Genomic DNA, 18,374 nt, shown 5'->3' on the forward strand with positions numbered 1-18,374 from the left:
ATGGCTCAAGTATACGAAGTTTTCTTCTGATTTTTTTAAAGATATTTTCTTAATTTCAAAAAAAAAATTTATTTTTTAATTTTCTTTTTGTTAACTAAACGAATTTCTTGCTGTTTTTCGCAAGATAAAATGTTAATTTATTCACAAAAATAACAAAAATGCTGTTTTTTAACATTAAAATTAACAAACGAGTTCGTAGTATAGCACGGATTTTTTCTCATGTAAACATCATTAAATAAACATTTTTGTTTAATTTATAATTGTTTTTCTGCTAAAAAAATGACAAAACAAATAAACAGCGGCCTTAGAAATATTTCTAAGGCCGCTGTTTATTTATACGTGTTCACAAACTGGGCTGTTTCTTGGTAACATTGTTTAGCTTCTTTTGTTTGATAGTCGAATTGATATTCATGGGTGATTGTTGCTTTCTTATCTTTGAAAAAGAGAGCTGAAACTGGAACATTTAAAGTTTTTAACCGCTGAACCAAGGCTAGTCCTTGATCTTGGAATGAAAAACTATTGCCATCTGTTAGATAAGTCGGGGGAAATTCTTTGGTGACTTTATCCACTAAACTCACTTCTTGTAGCTCTGCGCTCGTTTGCCAGTCTTTAGTGCCGAGCAAGGACCAAGCCACTGTTTTGACGAAAAATTTCATGAAACGATCATCACTTTGTTGGTTGGCCATTTGTTTCAAATCCACTGGACCACAATACGAGAGCGTGCCTTTTAAATGGTTAGCCGGCAATGCTGCAGTCATGCCTAGTTCTTTCGCGTAGTTGGCATTGGTTTGAACTGTTGCATATTGTAGAGCAATCTGCGCGCCCGCACTATCACCGCCAATAAAGAGTTTAGATAAATCTAACATGGGATACGCTTGTTTCTTTTCTAATAAAAATTGAACAAGTTCATTGACCTGCTGGAGCTGGCTTGGATAAGGTGCATCTGGCGCTAATTCATAATTCATTGAAATAAAGGCAACTGCAGAATCAGCCACTAAACGTGTCGCAAACTCTTTCATCCCAGACTTATCTCCTCCCACATAGCCGCCCCCATGGACCCATAAGACGACTGGCACCGCTTGTTTTGATGCTTGGGGATAATACAAATCAAACGTATTCTTTTTTCTTGAAGACGGGTATGTTTGATTTTCTTGCAATTGGACATTGGGTAATGCTTTATCATAGGAAGCTGAATCTTTTATTTCAACTTCTCCTGCGAATAACTGATTGATGACCCAAGCACCAGGCTTAGGGGATAATTGAAAGGCGAGAAACACACCTAAGCAAATAACCACAATGATTCCTAACAACCAAAGGACAAAACGTACGAATTTTCTTTTCACTCTATTCACCTGCTTTAATTTGTAGCAAAATTATAGCATGTTTTTCAGCCAAAGCGTTTATTTTGAAACAGTTTTTTTAGAATTTGATGCACTTTTATCATTTGAAATGCCCTCTTAAAAGCTGTAAAATGAACAAAATGACTTTAACCTTTAGGAGGTTGCCAAATGAAAGCTCTGATTTCTATTGATTATACGAATGATTTTGTCGCTACAGACGGAAAACTAACCACTGGTGCCGCTGGGCAAGCCATTGAAACAGCCCTTGTGCAACAAACAAAGCACTATTTTGACAATGGCGATTTTGTGGTTTTTGCCATTGATGGGCATGACCCCATGGATCACTATCATCCTGAAAATAAACTTTTCCCGCCGCACAATGTTTTAGGAACTGATGGACGCAATCTGTTTGGCTCGCTAGCTGATTTTTATCAAGCCCACGAAAATGAGCCAACCGTTTATTGGATGGACAAACGGCACTATTCTGCTTTTAGCGGCACAGATTTGGACATTCGGTTACGAGAACGAGGAATTACAGAGCTTTGTTTAACTGGTGTTTGTACAGATATTTGTGTGTTGCATACGGCTGTCGATGCCTATAATTTAGGCTATCAATTAATGATTCCCGAGCATGCCGTTGCTAGTTTTGATGAACAAGGACACGAATGGGCGTTACGCCACTTTAAACAAACTTTAGGCGCAACCATTCTATAAAAAGACTAGTCAATCCTTCCATGCGCCCTATCTATATTCAAAAAATCCTGTAAACAACACAAAAGCCAACCTTACTATGGATAAGGTTGGCTTTTTTACACTCATTTTAACTCCGAGCCTGCGGATTAGTGATAACTAGCATTCACAGAATAAGCAGAGACTGTTAGTTGATAGAAATTAGCTACTCATAAAAAGTGGGGAAGCCCACTTTTTATAGACCAATGACCGTTGCAAAGAAAGGAACCACTAAAACAGTAACTACACCAACCACTACGACAGAAATACTAGCCATAGCAGCCTCTGTTTCACCCATTTCCATGCCAACTGCCACACCTAGGGCATGTCCGGCCGCACCTAAAGCTAAACCTTTGGCGATTGGATTGTTAATCTTAAACCATTTCAATGCAATTCGACCCAAGGCATAGGTTAGTACACCATTGAAGATTACGGTAAACGCCGTAATAGAAGCAATGCCGCCAACAGTTTGAGAAATAGGTACGGCAATCGCTGTTGTAGCAGCTTGTGGTAAGATTGAGGCCACTAAATGATTATCCATGCCAATCACTTTTCCTGCAAAATAAACAGCCACTAGCGAACCAAAAGAACCAATTGTTAACGCCGTTAAAATTTCTAACCAATATTTTTTCAATACGTCTCTCTTTTTATATAAAGGAATCGCAAACGCCACTGTCGCAGGTTCTAGAAAGAAGCTGATATATTTGCCGCCTTCATTGTATTGCTCGTAACTAATTCCTGTCACTTTTAAAACGACAACGCCTAAAATCATCGCAACGAATAATGGCGTAAATAAGAAGAAACCTTTGCTTTTTTTAAACAACCAAGTACCTATGCCAAATACAGCTAATGAAATAATAATGCCAACATACGGATTCATGCGCGAACCTCTCCTTTCGCTTTCTTCGTTGCTGCGGGTTCTTTTTCTTTTCGAGCATCTTTCATATGCAATAAAAAGGCGCCCGTCCAACCAGTTGTTGCTAGTAATGCTAGTGTTGCTACTAAAATAACAAAAACAATTTGAACGCCAAATTGTTGCATAATCCCTAAAGAATTAACTAAGGAAATCCCTGAAGGAACAAATAAAAATGTAATAACCGTCGATAAGCTATTACCCAGCCCTTCCACTTGCTCCAATTTAACAACTTTTGTACATAAACCAATGAACAATAACACCATGCCAATTACTGAAGCAGGCATTGGTATTGGGGAAATGAACGCCAAACCGTTGGCGATTAACATAATAATGGCAAAAACTGCTGCTTGTTGTAAAAATGAATATACTTTCTTTTCCATTCTTCTTCGCTCCCTTTTGTCTGTTTTCTATGGGTTAAGTATATAAAGAAAACGTTTTTTTAAGGGCTTTTTTTCATGAAATGCCAGAATTTCTTCACCAAATGCAAAAATCACCACTTGAAATGCATTCGACATTTCAAGTGATGATTTTTTAACTTAAGCCAAGTTTTTCTTTAAATTCTTTGACGTATGAACGGCTAACAGGTACTTTTGAGCCGTTGGTTAAAATTACTTGCAACGTGTTATTAAACCACGGCTGGATTTCTTGAATTTTTGTTCGATTCAAGATGAAACTTCGATGCGTTTTAATAAAGAGCGTGGCAGGTAGTTTTTGTTCGATACTATTGAGTGTCCCTGTCATCTTATAAACTTGTTGATCCACAAAAATGCTCAGTTGCCGTTCTTCGACAGAAACGAGGTAAATATCTTCTGGCGCAACAAGATAAATGCGGTCTTCCCCTTGAATAGGTATTGCTTCAGACTTTGGTCCTTTTTCGGCAGTGTTTTCTGGGACAGCTTGACCCATTTCTTTCGATGCTTTTTCAATGACTTGTGTTATTTTTTCTTCCTCAAAAGGTTTCAAAATATAATCTTTTGCATTCACTTGAAACGCCTTTAACGCATATTGATCATAGGCGGTTGCAAAGACCAAATAGGGCGCTTTTTTAAGATGGGTTAGTTTTTCCGCTAAATCAAACCCGCTTTCATCGGTCAAATGAATATCTAAAAATAACAAATCTGGCTTTTGATCCATCATCTCTTCCATTGCCTCCGCCACAGAATCCGCCTCTGCAACGCTAGTCACTTGAGGATGTTGGGAAACAAGATAGCTCAATTCTTCTCGTGCTAAAGGTTCATCATCAACGATTAATACGTGCATCTAACTCCTCCTGTTCCATCGGGATTTCTAAATGAACATGGCTCCCGCCTGTCTCTAAATTTTCAATTAAAAAACAACCTTCCGATCCATAAAGGTTCGCCATTCTGCGGGACAGATTTTCCAGTGCCGTACCGGTTCCTTTTTCCGAAGTCACTGTCGTCTTTCCTAATAGCAAGCGGCGTTCTTCGGGAATTCCTTGCCCATTGTCATACACATCCACATGTAATTTGTGTTGTTTTGCTTTGACCACTACCCGGACTTGATTGTTCTCCTTCCGACTGCCGAATGCATGCTTGATGGTATTTTCCACTAACACCTGAATCGCATACGGCGGTACTTTTTCTGAAGCAACCGCTTCTTCAACGTCAAATGTTACTTGATAACGATTCGGAAACCGTGCTTGCTCTAATGATAAATAGGCTTTTACTTGTTCTAGTTCTTGTGAAACTGGAATCGTAGTTTGCACGGCTCCCTGCAAGTTGCCTCGAAAGTATTTACTTAATTGGAGCAATAGTTTCCGCGCTTTTTCGCTGTCTTTCCGCATTAATGCGGAAATAGTATTGATGGCATTAAAGAAGAAATGCGGGTTCACTTGCGCTTGTAAGGATTTAATTTCAGCTTCTTTAAGTAATTTTGATTGTACTTCCGCTTCACCTAATTCAATTTGTGAAGAAAATATTGTCCCAAGACCTTCTGCTAACTGTTCCTCAACATGCGTTAACTGCGCTGGATCCGTAAAGTACATTTTTAAGGTGCCAACAATTTGCTGATGGGAAAATAATGGAATCACAATCGCCGCTTGCAACGGACAATTAGGGTCCGAACAACCGACTTCTTCTTTGGCATGCGCGATAGTCATTTGGCCCGTCCGTAACACTTCTCGAGAAAGCTCCGTGATGACTTCTAGCTCTGGAATATGATGATCGCTTCCTGCGCCAACATGAGCTAAAATTTGATGACTGTTTGTCATGCTAATCGCACTGACTTTTGTATAATGCTTAATAATCTCCGCGACTTTTTTGCTGGAATTTTTATTGAGGCCTTCTCGAAAATAAGGCAGTGTTTCCGCTGCTAATTCTAAAACATCATGCGTCTGAACCGCTTTGGCCTGCTCTTCTTGTTTCAATGTTGTCGTTAGAATCGACATAAAAATAAACGTTCCTACGCTATTTAACAAAATCATCGGCAGCGCAATAAAACGAACCAACGTGGCCCCGTCCGCTAGATCACCGCTAAAAAAGAAAATAAAAATCATCTGAATCATTTCCATACACGCTCCGACAATGGCAGAAAAGCCCGCAGACGGAAAAACGGTTTGCTTTGCCATGCGGCTCCCTAAAAAACCAGCAATTAAACCAACAATTAAAGAAGCAGGCACATAAAAGAAACTATGGCCCCCGCCTTGAATAACCCGATGAAAGCCAGCAATTAAACCAACCGTACTGCCGACAATCGGGCCACCCACTAATCCAGAAACGCCAATTACTAACGTACGCGTATTCGCAATGGAAGCATTGCTGCTTAAATAGGTTAGTAAATTATTGGGAACAATCTGATTCTTAGCGATTTCGATACCTGTAAAATTAGAAATAATAGCAAATAAACCAAAAATCAAAATCAATTGAACTTTTGAAGACATTTTTTCACGACTTAATAAAACACGCTTAAAATAAGGCACATTCACTAAAAGAAAGGCCAGTAAAATAATTAAGCCCACCCGTTCCATCATTAAAATAAATAATTCGATCACACCGGCACCTCCTTCCTATTAACTATACTATAAATCAAGGAAAAGAAAAAAATGAAGCTTCTCAAAAAAGAGGCTTCATTTTTTCTATTCATTAAAACGCAGGAATATTAGCGCCTTTAGAATTTTTCTTGATGTATTCAGCAACTTCTTTTGTTGTCATCGCTTCTTTTAAAACCTTGATCTTTTCGCTATCTTTTTCGCCTTTACGTGTCACAACTTGCAATGCGTAATGTTTACTTGCTTCTTCATCTTCTAACAAGATCGCATCTTTCGTTGTTAAACCAGCAGGTTCTAAGTAGGCTGGGTAGCAGAACACCATAGCAATGTCTTTTTCATCATAGGCTTTAGCTAAATTCAGTAAATCAATGCTTTCAAAAGTGATGTTTTTAGGATTTTCCACGACATCTGCCACCGTACCGTTAAAGCCGATACCTTCTTTTAATTTAATCACGCCGTTTGCATTTAAAATTGCTAAAGCACGACCTTCATTGGTTGGATCGCTAGGAATCCCCACTTTGGCATTTTCAGGTAAATCTTTCGCATCTTGGTATTCTTTTGAATAGAAACCACCAGCAAAATAATAAATCGGTTGCACAGCCACTAAATCAGCTTTTTTCTCTTTGTTAAACATTTCCATGAAGGGTTGATGTTGCGCAAAATTAGCATCCGCTTCGTCATGTTGCACGGCATCGTTGTAGGCAACATTGTCGCTCACTTCCATAATGTTAATTTTGTACCCTTTTTTCTCAGCTTCTTTCTTGGCAATCTCCAAGATATCTTTTGAAGATTCCAATTGCACGGCAACGGTAATCTCCTTGTCTTCTTTCTGATCTGCTTGTTTATTTCCCCCACAGGCAGCTAAAATGACTGTTGCAATAACAGCGAATGTTGCTAAATAAAACTTCTTCATCTTTTTGTCCTCCTACTTTCTTTTATCTAGTTTTTGGGCAATGAAGTTCCCAAGCATTTGTAAAATGAAGACCAGTGCAATCATAATTACAATGGCAACATACATAATACCGTATTCATACCGTTGATACCCGACACGAACTGCAAAATCGCCAATCCCGCCGCCACCAACAACACCCATCACCGTGGAATATGAAACCATACTCACTGTCGTGGTTGTGTAAGCAAGGACTAATCCGCTACGTGCTTCCACCAATAAAAAGTGCCAAATGTATTGGACTTTCGAGGTACCTAACGAATTAGCTAAAAAATAAATTTCTTCTGGAACATCCAACAGCACTTGTTCAACCAAGCGAGCAAAAATCGCGATCGCAACAATACTCAATGGCACAGATGAAGGAATTGGGCCAAACGCCTTTCCTAAAACAGAACGAGTAACTGGAATCAACGCAATCACAAATAATAAATAAGGAAACGAACGAATAACAGTTACAATGAAATTTAAAACCCAGTACAGCCAAGGTTGATGCCCTTTGACTTTCGGATTAGCTAAAAATAGTCCTAAGCCTAAAGGCAAGCCGACAAGCAAACAGATAGCCATCGAAATCGACATCATAATCCCTGTTTCTTTTAAACCGACCAGCATAGATGGCCAATATTCGGCAAAGGTTTCTGAAAAAGTCATGGGCGCAAACTCCTTTCCACTTTTTCTAAATAGGAAAGCGGTTCTTCCTCATATTGCTGAGGATTATTCAGAAATTCGCCAATTAACTGACCTTTTTCCATCACTAAGATACGATTACATAAGCGCTTCACGGTTTCTAATTCGTGACTAACAAAGAAAATAGTCGGTCGGAATTCCTGATGCGTCTTATGTAATAGTCGAACGACACTTTCTGTATTTTCTTCATCTAATGAACTCGTTGCCTCGTCACATAATAACCATTTGGGATTACGGCTCAACGCTCGAGCAATAGAGACACGCTGTTTTTCCCCACCAGAAAGCTGAGCAAGATACGCTTCTGCCTTATGGGCCATATCAACAAACGTTAATAAACGTTCAATTTTTTCAGGCTGTTTCTCTTTTAAAAGTTTCAAAGGCAACGCAACATTATCATAAATTTTCAAATTTTCTAACAAATTGTAATGCTGAAACACCATCCCCATTTGTTGTTGCTGCTGGCGAACTTCTTTTTTAGAGAAGGTTTGAACATTTCTGCCATCAATGCGAATTTCCCCTTCACTCGGTTGTTCCATTAAATTCAACAAACGTAACAACGTGGACTTGCCAGAGCCACTTTTCCCAACAATCCCAACGATTTCTCCTGGTTGGACAGAAAAGTGAATATTTTTTAACGCGTGTGTCTCTTGATAGACTTTCGACACATTCACTAACTCAATCATGATTACCTCCTAAAGGCCGACAAACAAACTATAACAACTAAAAAAACTGTATAACAATCAAAGTAATTCTGTGAAACGATTTAAAAAAACTATTACGAATTAAAAAATAACACACGTTTCACAAAACAGCGTTATATCAGAGATGTAACTACTTACATCATCTACTAAAACAGAAAAAAAAGCAACCTTTTTATTTGTGAAAAAAACACTATCTGTTTTTTATCTGTATTATTTTGTACAAATGAATTAAAAATTTCCTGTTTCTACAGCTATTTCCCCACGCTCCTCTAAAAAAAGACATTCTCAGAAACGAGGCATCCAAAAAGGGAAAAGCGCTCATAACGATAATGTCTCTAATGGTTTACTTTTTAAATACAACTGTTTCTTCGACAGTAATTCTTTCAGCCAATGATTGAATCACTGGACAGTTTGGGGAGACAAGCTTCAAACACCGTGTCGCCCGTGCTTGAAAGGCTTCTGGAACAGCCACATAAAAGAGAATCGTCACCTGTTTTAATGGTTGTGCGCGTCTCTCTACTTCTCTTGAATACGTGACTTCTATTTTTTCAAACTCAAAGGGAATGTGCGAATTTTCCAAAACGGATTGATATACGTATCCCCCACAAGCGCCAATTGCCGAAACGAGCATTTGAACTGGCGAATATCCCTCTTCTTTTGCTAACACCCAGCGCGCCGTTTTCGTTTGTAATTCAAATTTTTCCACACCATGAATAATCGTCAAACGTTCTACCATCGCCATCTTCACTCCTTTTTACTCTTTCTTAAAAGATACTACAAAACAGCGTTAAAACAAACATTTCCAACTTCTCAACTTAGCCAGTCCTAAAAAAACGAAATTCTCACTTGACAAACAACGCAACACCTGATAATATACTTCCGTTCAAATCGTAAACGTTACGATTTAGATTTTATAAATCCAAAAAGAAAGGAAGTGCCTTATGGCTAAAAAATCAAAAATTGCTAAAGCAAAAAAACAACAAGCAATGATTGCAAAATATGCGCCTATTCGCCAAGCCTTAAAAGAAGCTGGCGATTATGAAGGTCTTAGCAAATTGCCAAAAGATGCTCATCCAAGTCGCTTAAAACTCCGCGATCAAACAGATGGGCGCCCACGTGGCTACATGCGTAAATTTGGCATGTCTCGGATTCGTTTCCGTGAATTGGCTCACCAAGGCTTGATTCCTGGCGTCAAAAAAGCAAGCTGGTAACTCATTATTTCGATAAAGACAACCAGCGAGGACAGTCGCATTTGGGCTGACCTCGCAGCCCCCTTTATCTTTTATATGCAATTAAAAAAATCAAATTGGAGGACGGTACTATGCGCCAAACCATTACGTTAGCTTGCGCTGAAACTGGCGAGCGCCTTTACTTAACAAGTAAAAACAAACGAAATACACCAGAAAAATTACAGCTGAAAAAATATTCACCAAAATTACGGCGCCGCGCACTTTTCACTGAAGTCAAATAACAGGAGGAAAACTTGATGGGCATTCCAATCACCATTGTTTCTGGCTTTTTAGGCGCAGGAAAAACAACCTTAATTAACCATGCGCTTGCGCAATCACCGTTTCCTAAAGAAGAAATTATTATTATTGAAAATGAATTTGGTCAAACAGGCGTTGACCACGCATTACTTTTACAAACCAAGGAACGAATTATTCAATTAAATAACGGTTGCATGTGTTGCAGCTTACGAGGAGATCTTCTTGCCTCTTTATCAGCAATCTTAGAAGTGTACCAAGAAGAACAACAAACCGTTGCCCAAGTCATTTTAGAAACAACAGGCATTGCTGATCCGCAACCAATCATTCAAACAATTTTAACGACCCCGCACATCAAAAATCATTTCTATATAGACAGTCTCTTAACGGTCGTTGATGGGCATCATTGGCAACAGCAGCTTCAAGAAGCCGAAGCCATCAAACAACTGGCCTTAGCAGATCGCCTCTTTTTTTCTGTCAAGGAACCAGCAGACATCACTCAGCTACCAACGTTCCAAGAAACCCTTCGTACCATTAATCCTTTTGCTGATATTTTATCCTTCCAAGCCAACGAGCCTCTTTTGGCTAGTGACTTTTTTCAATTAAATAAGTTTACGGCAACTCTTACAGAACACGAAATGACTCATTCCCCGCATGAGCACGCCCATGAGCATCATCACCATACCTTTCACTCCCTCACGCTAACGGCGTCCTCAGCCATCAACGAACCTCTTTTCACTCGTTGGCTTGATTGGTTAATGTATACACATCAGGAAAAGTTATACCGTTTCAAAGGGATTCTCGCCTTACAGGAGCATGACTTGGCCATTGCCATGCAAGGCGTCAACCAGCAAGTGGCCTTTCAAATGACGAATCAACCCCCTCAAGAAACGACAATTGTTCTGATTGGCAAAGAATTAGAAACAAAAAAAATTCAAGAAACCTTTCAAACCCTCAACAAAATAGCTACTCCGTAAATTATTTTTTTACGAAATGGAGGTCCTATATATAATGGAAAAAACTGACTTATCTAGCGCTTATCGTCGACTGAAAAGTCCCAACATTAAAACACGAAAACGCGCACTTAAAATCATTAAAGAACATAAGCGCAATAAACAAAAGAAAATTGCGTAATTCACTAAAGGAGCACACCTATGAAAAAATTTACTCTTCCCCTGTTAGCCGTCTTATCGCTAATCCTTTTCGGCGCTTGCGGCAAAACAAACACCTCTGATAAAACCGCTGACGGTAAAGAAAAACTATCCATTGTCACGACTTTTTATCCTATGTACGATTTCACTAAAAATATTGTAGGCGCTGAAGGAGACGTCAAATTGTTAATCCCTGCTGGTTCTGAACCACACGATTATGAACCATCCGCCAAAGATATGGCTACCATCCATGATGCGGATGTTTTCGTTTACCACAATGAAAATATGGAATCTTGGGTACCAAAAGCTGCTAAAGGCTGGAAAAAAGGAGCCCCGAACGTCATTAAAGGTACCGAAAACATGGTCTTACTTCCTGGCAGTGACGAAGACGGACACGACCATGACCACGAACATGGCGAAGAAGGCCACCACCATGAATTAGACCCGCATACTTGGGTTTCGCCCCATCGTGCCATCCAAGAAGTTACAAACATCAAAGAACAATTAGTCAAACTTTACCCTAAAAAAGCCAAAATATTTGAAACAAACGCAGAAAAATACTTAACAAAATTAACAGCCTTAGACAAAGAGTTCCAAACAGCTTTGAAAGACGCTAAGCAAAAAAGTTTTGTTACCCAACATGCTGCATTTGGTTATCTTGCCTTAGATTACGGCTTAAAACAAGTGCCAATAGCTGGTTTAACACCTGAACAAGAGCCAACAGCAGGGCGCTTGGCAGAGTTAAAAAAATATGTCACAGACAATCAAATTCGCTATATTTATTTTGAAAAAAATGCCAACGATAAAATTGCTAAAACATTAGCTGACGAAGCAAATGTTCAATTGGAGGTCCTAAACCCGCTAGAAAGTTTGACACAAAAACAAATGGACAATGGCGAAGATTATCTTTCTGTAATGAAAGAAAACTTAACCGCTTTGAAAAAAACAACAGATACAGCCGGGAAAGAGGTTCAGCCAGAAACCTCTGAAAAAACAGAAAAAACCGTGGCTAACGGCTATTTCAAAGACAGTGAGGTAGCTGAGAGAACACTGGCAGATTACGCTGGAAATTGGCAATCCGTCTATCCTTTATTAAAAGATGGCACATTAGACCAAGTCTTCGATTACAAAGCGAAACTGAAAAAAGATAAAACACCAGCCGAATACAAAACCTACTATGATGCCGGCTATCAAACCGATGTCGACCATATCAACATCACTGATTCCACCATCGAGTTTCTGGTCGATGGCAAACCACAAAAATTCACCTATAAAGCAGCCGGTTATAAAATTTTAAACTATGCAAAAGGCAACCGTGGCGTCCGTTTCCTTTTTGAAACAGACGATGCCAATGCTGGGCGGTTTAAATACGTCCAATTTAGCGACCACAACATCGCACCAACGAAAGCCGCTCATTTCCACATCTTCTTCGGCGGCGATAGCCAAGAAAGTCTATTCAACGAAATGGACAACTGGCCAACATATTATCCAAACGACTTAAGCAAACAAGAAATTGCTCAAGAAATGATTGCGCATTAAGCATTCAAAAGAGAGGAGGCAGCATTAGCTAATGCTGCCTCCTCTCTTTTTTTATTTAGTCAAGCACACCATGTTCTGCTTCAAACGTCGCTAGCAACTGGCGCACTTCATCCGTTGATTTTGTATTCATTAATTGTGCTCTTAAATCACTGGCACCTGGAAAGCCTTTGACATAAATTTTGAAGAAGCGATGCAATCCAACAATGGAGCGAGGCACCAATTCCGCATATTTGTCTTGCAAATCCAATTGTAAACGTAGCAAGCCCAGCAATTCTTGTGGCGTATGTGTTTTGGGTTCTTTTTCAAAGGCATAAGGATTTTTAAAAATCCCCCGGCCAATCATGATCCCATCTACACCATATTGTTCTGCTAATTCTAGGCCCTTTTGACGATCGGGAATATCCCCATTAATCGTAATTGTCGTTTGCGGTGCGACACGGTCCCGAATAGCCATAATTTGCGGGATGACCTCCCAATGGGCATCCACTTTGCTCATCTCTTTTCGTGTTCGTAAATGAATGGATAGATTCGCAATGTCTTGTTCTAATAAATGCGTGATCCACGCATCCATTTCCGCCATTTCAGTAAACCCAATGCGTGTTTTGACACTAACAGGTAAGCCACCTGCTTTGGCGGCGTCAATCAATTCAGCCGCAACTTCCGGGCGTAAAATCAGCCCGCTGCCTTTCCCACGCTCAGCCACGTTAGGCACAGGACAACCCATATTTATGTCTAATCCTTGAAAGCCCATCTCCGCTACGCCGATACTCATTTCACGGAAAAATTCCGGTTTATCCCCCCAAATATGTGCCACCATCGGCTGTTCATCTTCTGTAAAAACGAGGCGCCCGCGCACACTGTCTTTCCCTTCAGGATGACAATAACTATCTGAATTAGTAAACTCTGTAAAAAACACATCTGGTGCTCCAGCTTCTTTCACGACATGACGAAAGACCACATCAGTGACATCTTCCATCGGTGCTAAAACAAAAAAGGGCTTTGGCAATGTTGCCCAAAAATTCTTGCTCATCTTCATATACTCCGTTTCTGATTTTTTCTTTATTTTCAATGACAATTGTCGACATATTCTGGTGCGAAACATTGCTATTATACAGGGAAATGCACGAAGAATCAAAAAAGGCATACTTAGAAACAAGAAAACTGTCTGAATCTGCTCGCTAGAATGAGTGATTCAGACAGTTTAATCTTTTTACGCAAGGTTTAACTACGTAAGCCACGCCCTGTTTCTACAAGGTACCAACAAATGCCATATAAAACGACAATAAATAAGATTAAAATAGTCATAGAAATACCAATTGGCACATCTTGAACCCCTAGGAAACCGTAGCGGAACCCAGAAATCATGTAAACAATAGGATTAACTTTTGAGACAGCTTGCCAAAATGGCGGCAACATGGAAATGGCATAGAAAACCCCACCTAAATAGGTTAAAGGCTGTAATACAAAGGTCGGCACAATCGATACATCATCATAGGATTGCGCAAAAATACCATTTAACAAACCAGCTAAAGAAAAAAGAATCGCTGTCATCAATAAAGTCATGATGACCATCAGCCAAGAAACAACGTGCAATGGGACAAAAAATAGAGAAATGATGGTGACTAACGCACCGACCAAAATACTACGACCAACGCCACCAATCACAAATCCCCAAATAATCACATGAGTTGGAACTGGCGCCACGAGAATTTCTTCGATATTTTTCTGGAATTTTTGTGAGAAAAAGGAAGATGAAACATTGGCGTACGAGCTTGTAATGGCTGACATCATAATTAAACCTGGCACGATAAATTCCATATAAGAAAAACCGCCCATGTCGCCAATTCGCCCGCCAATCATTTTCCCAAAAATCACAAAATATAAGGACGTCGTAATCACTGGCGGTACCAGTGTTTGGACCCAAATCCGTAAATAACGGTTGGTTTCCTTCACAGCTAAACTTTTTAAAGCAGTAAAATACAGATTAAACATGTTGATCCTCCCTTTGGTACGTATCCTCGGTAATCTTCAAGAAGAGCTCTTCCAAACGGTTGGACTTATTCCGCATTGACAATACTTTGATTCCTTGTTGACTTAGCTGTTCAAACAAGTGATTGACTCCTTGGTTTCGTTCCACTTCCACCGCTAACGTTAACTCGTCCTCAAATACGCTTTGATAGCCTTCAATAACTGGCGCCTGCGTATAAGGTGCTAAATCAAAAATAAACGTTTCAAATTGTAATTTTGCTAACAAGTGCTTCATGCTGGTGTTTTCAATCAATTCACCAGACTGAATAATCCCAATGTTGCGACACAACATCTCAGCTTCTTCTAAGTAATGGGTCGTCAAAATAATCGTGGTTCCCTGCGCATTTAACTCTTGTAAAAAGGCCCACATTTCACGGCGCAATTCAATATCGACACCTGCAGTTGGTTCATCTAAAATCAATAACTTCGGCTCATGCATCAGCGCGCGAGCAATCATTAAACGACGTTTCATTCCGCCAGAAAGCATTCGAGCCCGTTCGTTCCGTTTTTCCCATAAATTGGATTGTTTTAAATACTTTTCACTCCGTTTCATGGCTTCTTTACGAGACACCCCATAATAGCCCGCTTGATTGACCACAATCTGCTGGACCGTTTCAAACGGATTGAAGTTAAACTCCTGCGGCACTAACCCAATCTGTTGCTTCGCCCGCACCATCTCCGTATCTAAATCATACCCAAAAATTTTGACTTTCCCCGAAGTCTTATTAACTAACGAGGTCACAATCCCAATCGTCGTTGATTTTCCTGCGCCATTCGGTCCCAAAAGAGCATAAAAATCGCCTTCTTCGACTGTTAAATCAATCCCCCGCAACGCTTCAACACCTGAAGCGTACACTTTGCGTAAATCTTGTATCACAAGAGCATCAGTCATTCGTAACTCTCCTTAATGTATAAATATTCATGAGTATTATTGTAACACTTCTCGATAAAAACGGGGGTTATTTTGATCAATTTTCACAGTTTTGCTTAGCTATTTTTCAACAACAAACTAGCCAACGATTAACGTGTTTATTTTGACCCGAAACTGTTTAAACAGTTTCGAGAGCGTCAAAACCTTTTCAAATCAAGGATTTAGAGTTCTCTTTTTTTGGCACAGAACTTGCTTTATATAAAAGTGAGGTGAAAAGAATGAAAAGAAAATTTTTAATTGCTAGTCATGGAAACTTAGCGAAAGGCTTCCAAAGTTCCTTGGATATTCTCGCAGACAAAGGAAAAGAGCTAGCGGTCATCAATGCCTATGTGACTCCTGAGGACTACACGCCAATTATTCAAACGTTTCTTCAGTCCCTAGGCGCAGAAGAACAAGCTATTATTTTAACAGATTTATATGGTGGTAGTGTCAATCAAAAAATTGTTCAAGAAGTCATGACGACAAAACCAGACAATGTTTTTATCATTTCCAATGCCAACTTAGCCATTGCCTTGTCGCTGATTTTCTTAAAAGAAGGCGAAAAGCTAACCAAAGAAGATATTCAAGCAGCAATTGCTGAAGCACAAATTCAATTCGTTGAATTAAACCCATCAAATGAAGAAGAAAACTTTTTTTAGGAGGAAATTAAAATGATTACACAAGTACGAGTAGACGACAGATTAATTCACGGCCAAGTAGCCGTAGTTTGGACCAAAGAATTGAATGCCCCCTTATTAGTTGTAGCGAATGATGAAGCAGCCAAAAACGAAGTAATGCAAATGACGTTAAAAATGGCTGTCCCCAATGGCATGAAACTATTAATTCGCTCAGTTGATGATGCGATTGATGTCTTTAATGATCCTCGTGGTAAAGACAAACGAATTTTCGTAATTGTTAACAGTGTAGCGGATGCTACTAAAATTGCGAAAAACGTGACAGATATTGAAAGTGTGAATGTTGCCAACGCTGGCCGCTTTGATAAATCAGATCCAGCCACCAAAACAATGGTTTTCCCAAGTGTCCAATTAAACCCTGAAGAGTTAGAAGCTGCCAAAGAATTAGCCAGTTTGACTCACGTGGAAAGCTATAACCAAGTACTGCCAACCAACTCAAAATTAAGTCTAAAACAAGCCGTCAATTAAAAGGAGGAAATGAACAATGCTTATGCATGCAACAATGGCAGCCTTAGCTGTATTTATCTGTTTTGCTGGGAATTATTTAACTGGTCAAAGTATGATGGAACGTCCCTTAGTCGTTGGATTAGTCACAGGAATTTTAATGGGCGACATGAAAACAGGGGTCTTAATGGGGGCCTCTTTAGAAGCAATTTTCTTAGGAAATGTTAATATCGGTGGTGTTATCGCAGCGGAACCTGTAACTGCGACTACTTTAGCCACAACGTTTGCAATTATTTCAAATGTCGAACAAAAAGCCGCCATGACGTTAGCCGTACCAATTGGGATGTTAGCCGCTTTCGTGGTGATGTTTTTAAAAAATGTCTTTATGAATATCTTTGCTCCTTCTCTTGACAAAGCAGCACGTGAAGGCAACCAAAAAATGGTTGTAACACTGCATTACGGAACGTGGATCATTTATTATTTAATCATCGCTTCGATTTCATTTATCGGAATTTTAGCAGGAAGTGGGCCAGTAAATCTGTTTGTTGAAAGTATTCCACAAAATTTGATGAACGGCTTAAGCGCAGCTGGCGGACTTTTACCTGCCGTTGGGTTTGCTATGTTAATGAAACTGTTATGGGATAATAAATTAGCCGTCTTTTACATTTTAGGCTTTGTTTTAACCGCGTACCTACAATTACCAGCCGTTGCGGTAGCGGTCATCGGGACAGTAATTTGTGTCGTGAGTGCCCAACGGGATGTAGAATTTCGCGACATTCTAAAAAGAAAACCTGCGGCGTCTTCTGCGGTTGAAGGCAGCGCGAAAGAAATCGAAGAGGAGGACTTTTTCGCATGAAGTTAAAAGAGAATTTATCTAAAGAAGAGAAAAAAATGATGCGTTCTGTTTTCTGGCGTTCTTGGACGATGAACGCTAGCCGGACAGGAGCTACACAATACCACGCAGTGGGTGTCATGTACACTTTACTCCCAGTTATCAATCGTTTTTATAAAACCAAGGAAGAACGGGCCGAGGCATTGGTGCGTCACACCACTTGGTTCAATGCAACCATGCATATCAATAACTTCATCATGGGGCTCGTTGCTTCGATGGAAAAACAAAACAGTGAAGACGAAAACTTTGATGCTAGCTCTATTACAGCGGTTAAAGCCTCACTAATGGGGCCGCTTTCAGGTATCGGTGACTCCTTCTTCTGGGGCATCTTACGTGTTATTGCTGCTGGTATTGGGATTTCATTAGCCAGCACTGGTTCGCCATTAGGGGCGATTGTCTTCTTACTTTTATACAACGTTCCTGCGTTCCTGATTCACTATTATGCGTTGTATAGCGGCTACTCAATCGGTGAAAGTTTTATCCAAAAAATGTACGAATCAGGCGGAATGAAGATACTCACAAAAGTATCAAGTATGCTAGGCTTAATGATGATGGGCAGTATGACTGCTTCGAATGTAAAATTCAAAACGATTCTTGAAGTTTCCGTTAAAGGAAGCGAAGACGTAGTTAAAATCCAAGACTATTTGGATCAACTATTCGTCGGTATCGTACCATTAGCCGTGACGTTACTTGCTTTCTGGCTATTACGCAAAAAAGTCAATGTTAACGTGGTGATGTTTGGTATCATGTTCTTAGGCATCTTGCTAGGATTACTAGGCATCTGTTAAAATTGAAACAATAAACATTTAATTATTAAACACTTAGAGCCTGAGACAAAAATCCAAAGTGATTTTTATCTCAGGCTTAAAAGCTGATAAACGGCGGGAACAGAAGCAACCCCTGTC

General features: G+C 39.7%; 22 protein-coding genes. 10 read left to right on the plus strand and 12 right to left on the minus strand.

Going from position 1 to position 18,374, the window contains the following annotated elements:
- Positions 1–329: 329 nt before the first annotated feature.
- Entirely contained in the window at positions 330–1,343 is a 1,014-nt protein-coding gene (locus IGI87_RS12880) for an alpha/beta hydrolase (RefSeq protein ID WP_113794688.1), read from the minus strand.
- Between the two features lie 165 nt (positions 1,344–1,508).
- Between IGI87_RS12880 and IGI87_RS12885 the strand changes: the two genes are divergently transcribed.
- The gene (locus IGI87_RS12885; protein WP_438737298.1) at positions 1,509–2,054 is read left to right on the plus strand and encodes a cysteine hydrolase family protein; all 546 of its coding nucleotides are present in this window, start codon (positions 1,509–1,511) and stop codon (positions 2,052–2,054) included.
- Positions 2,055–2,265: 211 nt separating this feature from the next.
- Here IGI87_RS12885 and lrgB read toward each other — a convergent pair whose 3' ends face one another.
- From lrgB to IGI87_RS12925, 8 genes are all read right to left on the minus strand, one after another.
- Complete coding sequence (gene lrgB, locus IGI87_RS12890) at positions 2,266–2,949, minus strand: antiholin-like protein LrgB (RefSeq protein WP_002354830.1); 684 nt, start codon at positions 2,947–2,949, stop codon at positions 2,266–2,268.
- Positions 2,946–3,365, minus strand: coding sequence for an antiholin-like murein hydrolase modulator LrgA (gene lrgA, locus IGI87_RS12895; protein WP_002354829.1), 420 nt, complete (start codon positions 3,363–3,365; stop codon positions 2,946–2,948). The genes lrgB and lrgA overlap by 4 nt, the downstream gene beginning before the upstream one ends.
- 151 nt (positions 3,366–3,516) lie before the next feature.
- The gene (locus IGI87_RS12900; protein ID WP_002367483.1) at positions 3,517–4,245 is read right to left on the minus strand and encodes a LytR/AlgR family response regulator transcription factor; all 729 of its coding nucleotides are present in this window, start codon (positions 4,243–4,245) and stop codon (positions 3,517–3,519) included.
- The gene (locus IGI87_RS12905) at positions 4,226–5,995 is read right to left on the minus strand and encodes a LytS/YhcK type 5TM receptor domain-containing protein (RefSeq protein WP_438737300.1); all 1,770 of its coding nucleotides are present in this window, start codon (positions 5,993–5,995) and stop codon (positions 4,226–4,228) included. The genes IGI87_RS12900 and IGI87_RS12905 overlap by 20 nt, the downstream gene beginning before the upstream one ends.
- A gap of 91 nt (positions 5,996–6,086) precedes the next feature.
- Complete coding sequence (locus IGI87_RS12910; protein ID WP_431448600.1) at positions 6,087–6,905, minus strand: MetQ/NlpA family ABC transporter substrate-binding protein; 819 nt, start codon at positions 6,903–6,905, stop codon at positions 6,087–6,089.
- A gap of 12 nt (positions 6,906–6,917) precedes the next feature.
- Complete coding sequence (locus IGI87_RS12915; protein WP_002368484.1) at positions 6,918–7,589, minus strand: methionine ABC transporter permease; 672 nt, start codon at positions 7,587–7,589, stop codon at positions 6,918–6,920.
- Positions 7,586–8,308 (minus strand): ATP-binding cassette domain-containing protein, encoded by a 723-nt coding sequence (locus IGI87_RS12920; RefSeq protein WP_438737302.1) that lies wholly within the window; start codon positions 8,306–8,308, stop codon positions 7,586–7,588. Before IGI87_RS12920 ends, IGI87_RS12915 begins: the two co-directional genes overlap by 4 nt.
- 361 nt (positions 8,309–8,669) lie before the next feature.
- Positions 8,670–9,068 carry an OsmC family protein gene (locus IGI87_RS12925; protein ID WP_431448597.1) on the minus strand — a complete coding sequence of 133 codons (399 nt, stop codon included), beginning with the start codon at positions 9,066–9,068 and terminating at the stop codon, positions 8,670–8,672.
- A 199-nt stretch (positions 9,069–9,267) separates the two neighbouring features.
- Here IGI87_RS12925 and rpsN point away from each other — a divergent pair, with 199 nt between their 5' ends.
- The 5 genes from rpsN (at position 9,268) to IGI87_RS12950 (ending at position 12,500) form a co-directional block, all read left to right on the plus strand.
- Complete coding sequence (rpsN, locus tag IGI87_RS12930) at positions 9,268–9,537, plus strand: 30S ribosomal protein S14 (protein WP_002354822.1); 270 nt, start codon at positions 9,268–9,270, stop codon at positions 9,535–9,537.
- A 110-nt stretch (positions 9,538–9,647) separates the two neighbouring features.
- A complete protein-coding gene (gene rpmG / locus IGI87_RS12935; RefSeq protein ID WP_002354818.1) occupies positions 9,648–9,797 on the plus strand; it encodes a 50S ribosomal protein L33 in 150 nt (49 codons plus the stop codon).
- Between the two features lie 15 nt (positions 9,798–9,812).
- On the plus strand, positions 9,813–10,787 hold the full coding sequence (locus IGI87_RS12940; RefSeq protein WP_252671890.1) for a CobW family GTP-binding protein: 975 nt from the start codon (positions 9,813–9,815) through the stop codon (positions 10,785–10,787).
- A 34-nt stretch (positions 10,788–10,821) separates the two neighbouring features.
- A complete protein-coding gene (locus tag IGI87_RS12945; RefSeq protein ID WP_002383181.1) occupies positions 10,822–10,944 on the plus strand; it encodes a putative metal homeostasis protein in 123 nt (40 codons plus the stop codon).
- Between the two features lie 20 nt (positions 10,945–10,964).
- Positions 10,965–12,500 (plus strand): metal ABC transporter solute-binding protein, Zn/Mn family, encoded by a 1,536-nt coding sequence (locus tag IGI87_RS12950; RefSeq protein ID WP_368553020.1) that lies wholly within the window; start codon positions 10,965–10,967, stop codon positions 12,498–12,500.
- A gap of 55 nt (positions 12,501–12,555) precedes the next feature.
- Here the strand turns inward: IGI87_RS12950 and IGI87_RS12955 are convergent, their stop codons facing one another.
- From IGI87_RS12955 to IGI87_RS12965, 3 genes are all read right to left on the minus strand, one after another.
- Positions 12,556–13,530 (minus strand): tRNA dihydrouridine synthase, encoded by a 975-nt coding sequence (locus IGI87_RS12955; protein WP_010710860.1) that lies wholly within the window; start codon positions 13,528–13,530, stop codon positions 12,556–12,558.
- 191 nt (positions 13,531–13,721) lie between these two features.
- Entirely contained in the window at positions 13,722–14,492 is a 771-nt protein-coding gene (locus tag IGI87_RS12960) for an ABC transporter permease (RefSeq protein WP_421503209.1), read from the minus strand.
- On the minus strand, positions 14,485–15,420 hold the full coding sequence (locus IGI87_RS12965) for an ABC transporter ATP-binding protein (protein ID WP_002354809.1): 936 nt from the start codon (positions 15,418–15,420) through the stop codon (positions 14,485–14,487). The genes IGI87_RS12960 and IGI87_RS12965 overlap by 8 nt, the downstream gene beginning before the upstream one ends.
- Before the next feature lie 257 nt (positions 15,421–15,677).
- Between IGI87_RS12965 and IGI87_RS12970 the strand changes: the two genes are divergently transcribed.
- From IGI87_RS12970 to IGI87_RS12985, 4 genes are read left to right on the plus strand one after another with little or no spacing between them, the layout of a single operon-like run.
- Complete coding sequence (locus IGI87_RS12970; RefSeq protein ID WP_002354802.1) at positions 15,678–16,097, plus strand: PTS sugar transporter subunit IIA; 420 nt, start codon at positions 15,678–15,680, stop codon at positions 16,095–16,097.
- Positions 16,098–16,109: 12 nt separating this feature from the next.
- On the plus strand, positions 16,110–16,601 hold the full coding sequence (locus IGI87_RS12975) for a PTS system mannose/fructose/N-acetylgalactosamine-transporter subunit IIB (RefSeq protein WP_002354800.1): 492 nt from the start codon (positions 16,110–16,112) through the stop codon (positions 16,599–16,601).
- 16 nt (positions 16,602–16,617) lie between these two features.
- Entirely contained in the window at positions 16,618–17,433 is an 816-nt protein-coding gene (locus IGI87_RS12980; RefSeq protein WP_002365419.1) for a PTS mannose/fructose/sorbose/N-acetylgalactosamine transporter subunit IIC, read from the plus strand.
- Positions 17,430–18,257, plus strand: a complete 828-nt coding sequence (locus IGI87_RS12985; protein WP_002360964.1) for a PTS system mannose/fructose/sorbose family transporter subunit IID — start codon at positions 17,430–17,432, stop codon at positions 18,255–18,257. Before IGI87_RS12980 ends, IGI87_RS12985 begins: the two co-directional genes overlap by 4 nt.
- The last annotated feature ends 117 nt before the right edge of the window (positions 18,258–18,374 follow it).

The organism is Enterococcus sp. DIV1444a, assembly GCF_051712125.1.
GTDB lineage: Bacteria > Bacillota > Bacilli > Lactobacillales > Enterococcaceae > Enterococcus > Enterococcus faecalis.

What these genes read in the sequence shown, in the direction of transcription:
- IGI87_RS12885 (WP_438737298.1), top strand. Translation starts at nt 1,509, where the DNA reads ATGAAAGCTCTGATTTCTATTGATTATACGAATGATTTTGTCGCTACA.
- lrgB (WP_002354830.1), bottom strand. Translation starts at nt 2,949, where the DNA reads ATGAATCCGTATGTTGGCATTATTATTTCATTAGCTGTATTTGGCATA.
- lrgA (WP_002354829.1), bottom strand. Translation starts at nt 3,365, where the DNA reads ATGGAAAAGAAAGTATATTCATTTTTACAACAAGCAGCAGTTTTTGCC.
- IGI87_RS12900 (WP_002367483.1), bottom strand. Translation starts at nt 4,245, where the DNA reads ATGCACGTATTAATCGTTGATGATGAACCTTTAGCACGAGAAGAATTG.
- IGI87_RS12910 (WP_431448600.1), bottom strand. Translation starts at nt 6,905, where the DNA reads ATGAAGAAGTTTTATTTAGCAACATTCGCTGTTATTGCAACAGTCATT.
- IGI87_RS12915 (WP_002368484.1), bottom strand. Translation starts at nt 7,589, where the DNA reads ATGACTTTTTCAGAAACCTTTGCCGAATATTGGCCATCTATGCTGGTC.
- IGI87_RS12920 (WP_438737302.1), bottom strand. Translation starts at nt 8,308, where the DNA reads ATGATTGAGTTAGTGAATGTGTCGAAAGTCTATCAAGAGACACACGCG.
- IGI87_RS12925 (WP_431448597.1), bottom strand. Translation starts at nt 9,068, where the DNA reads ATGGCGATGGTAGAACGTTTGACGATTATTCATGGTGTGGAAAAATTT.
- rpsN (WP_002354822.1), top strand. Translation starts at nt 9,268, where the DNA reads ATGGCTAAAAAATCAAAAATTGCTAAAGCAAAAAAACAACAAGCAATG.
- rpmG (WP_002354818.1), top strand. Translation starts at nt 9,648, where the DNA reads ATGCGCCAAACCATTACGTTAGCTTGCGCTGAAACTGGCGAGCGCCTT.
- IGI87_RS12940 (WP_252671890.1), top strand. Translation starts at nt 9,813, where the DNA reads ATGGGCATTCCAATCACCATTGTTTCTGGCTTTTTAGGCGCAGGAAAA.
- IGI87_RS12945 (WP_002383181.1), top strand. Translation starts at nt 10,822, where the DNA reads ATGGAAAAAACTGACTTATCTAGCGCTTATCGTCGACTGAAAAGTCCC.
- IGI87_RS12950 (WP_368553020.1), top strand. Translation starts at nt 10,965, where the DNA reads ATGAAAAAATTTACTCTTCCCCTGTTAGCCGTCTTATCGCTAATCCTT.
- IGI87_RS12955 (WP_010710860.1), bottom strand. Translation starts at nt 13,530, where the DNA reads ATGAGCAAGAATTTTTGGGCAACATTGCCAAAGCCCTTTTTTGTTTTA.
- IGI87_RS12960 (WP_421503209.1), bottom strand. Translation starts at nt 14,492, where the DNA reads ATGTTTAATCTGTATTTTACTGCTTTAAAAAGTTTAGCTGTGAAGGAA.
- IGI87_RS12965 (WP_002354809.1), bottom strand. Translation starts at nt 15,420, where the DNA reads ATGACTGATGCTCTTGTGATACAAGATTTACGCAAAGTGTACGCTTCA.
- IGI87_RS12970 (WP_002354802.1), top strand. Translation starts at nt 15,678, where the DNA reads ATGAAAAGAAAATTTTTAATTGCTAGTCATGGAAACTTAGCGAAAGGC.
- IGI87_RS12975 (WP_002354800.1), top strand. Translation starts at nt 16,110, where the DNA reads ATGATTACACAAGTACGAGTAGACGACAGATTAATTCACGGCCAAGTA.
- IGI87_RS12980 (WP_002365419.1), top strand. Translation starts at nt 16,618, where the DNA reads ATGCTTATGCATGCAACAATGGCAGCCTTAGCTGTATTTATCTGTTTT.
- IGI87_RS12985 (WP_002360964.1), top strand. Translation starts at nt 17,430, where the DNA reads ATGAAGTTAAAAGAGAATTTATCTAAAGAAGAGAAAAAAATGATGCGT.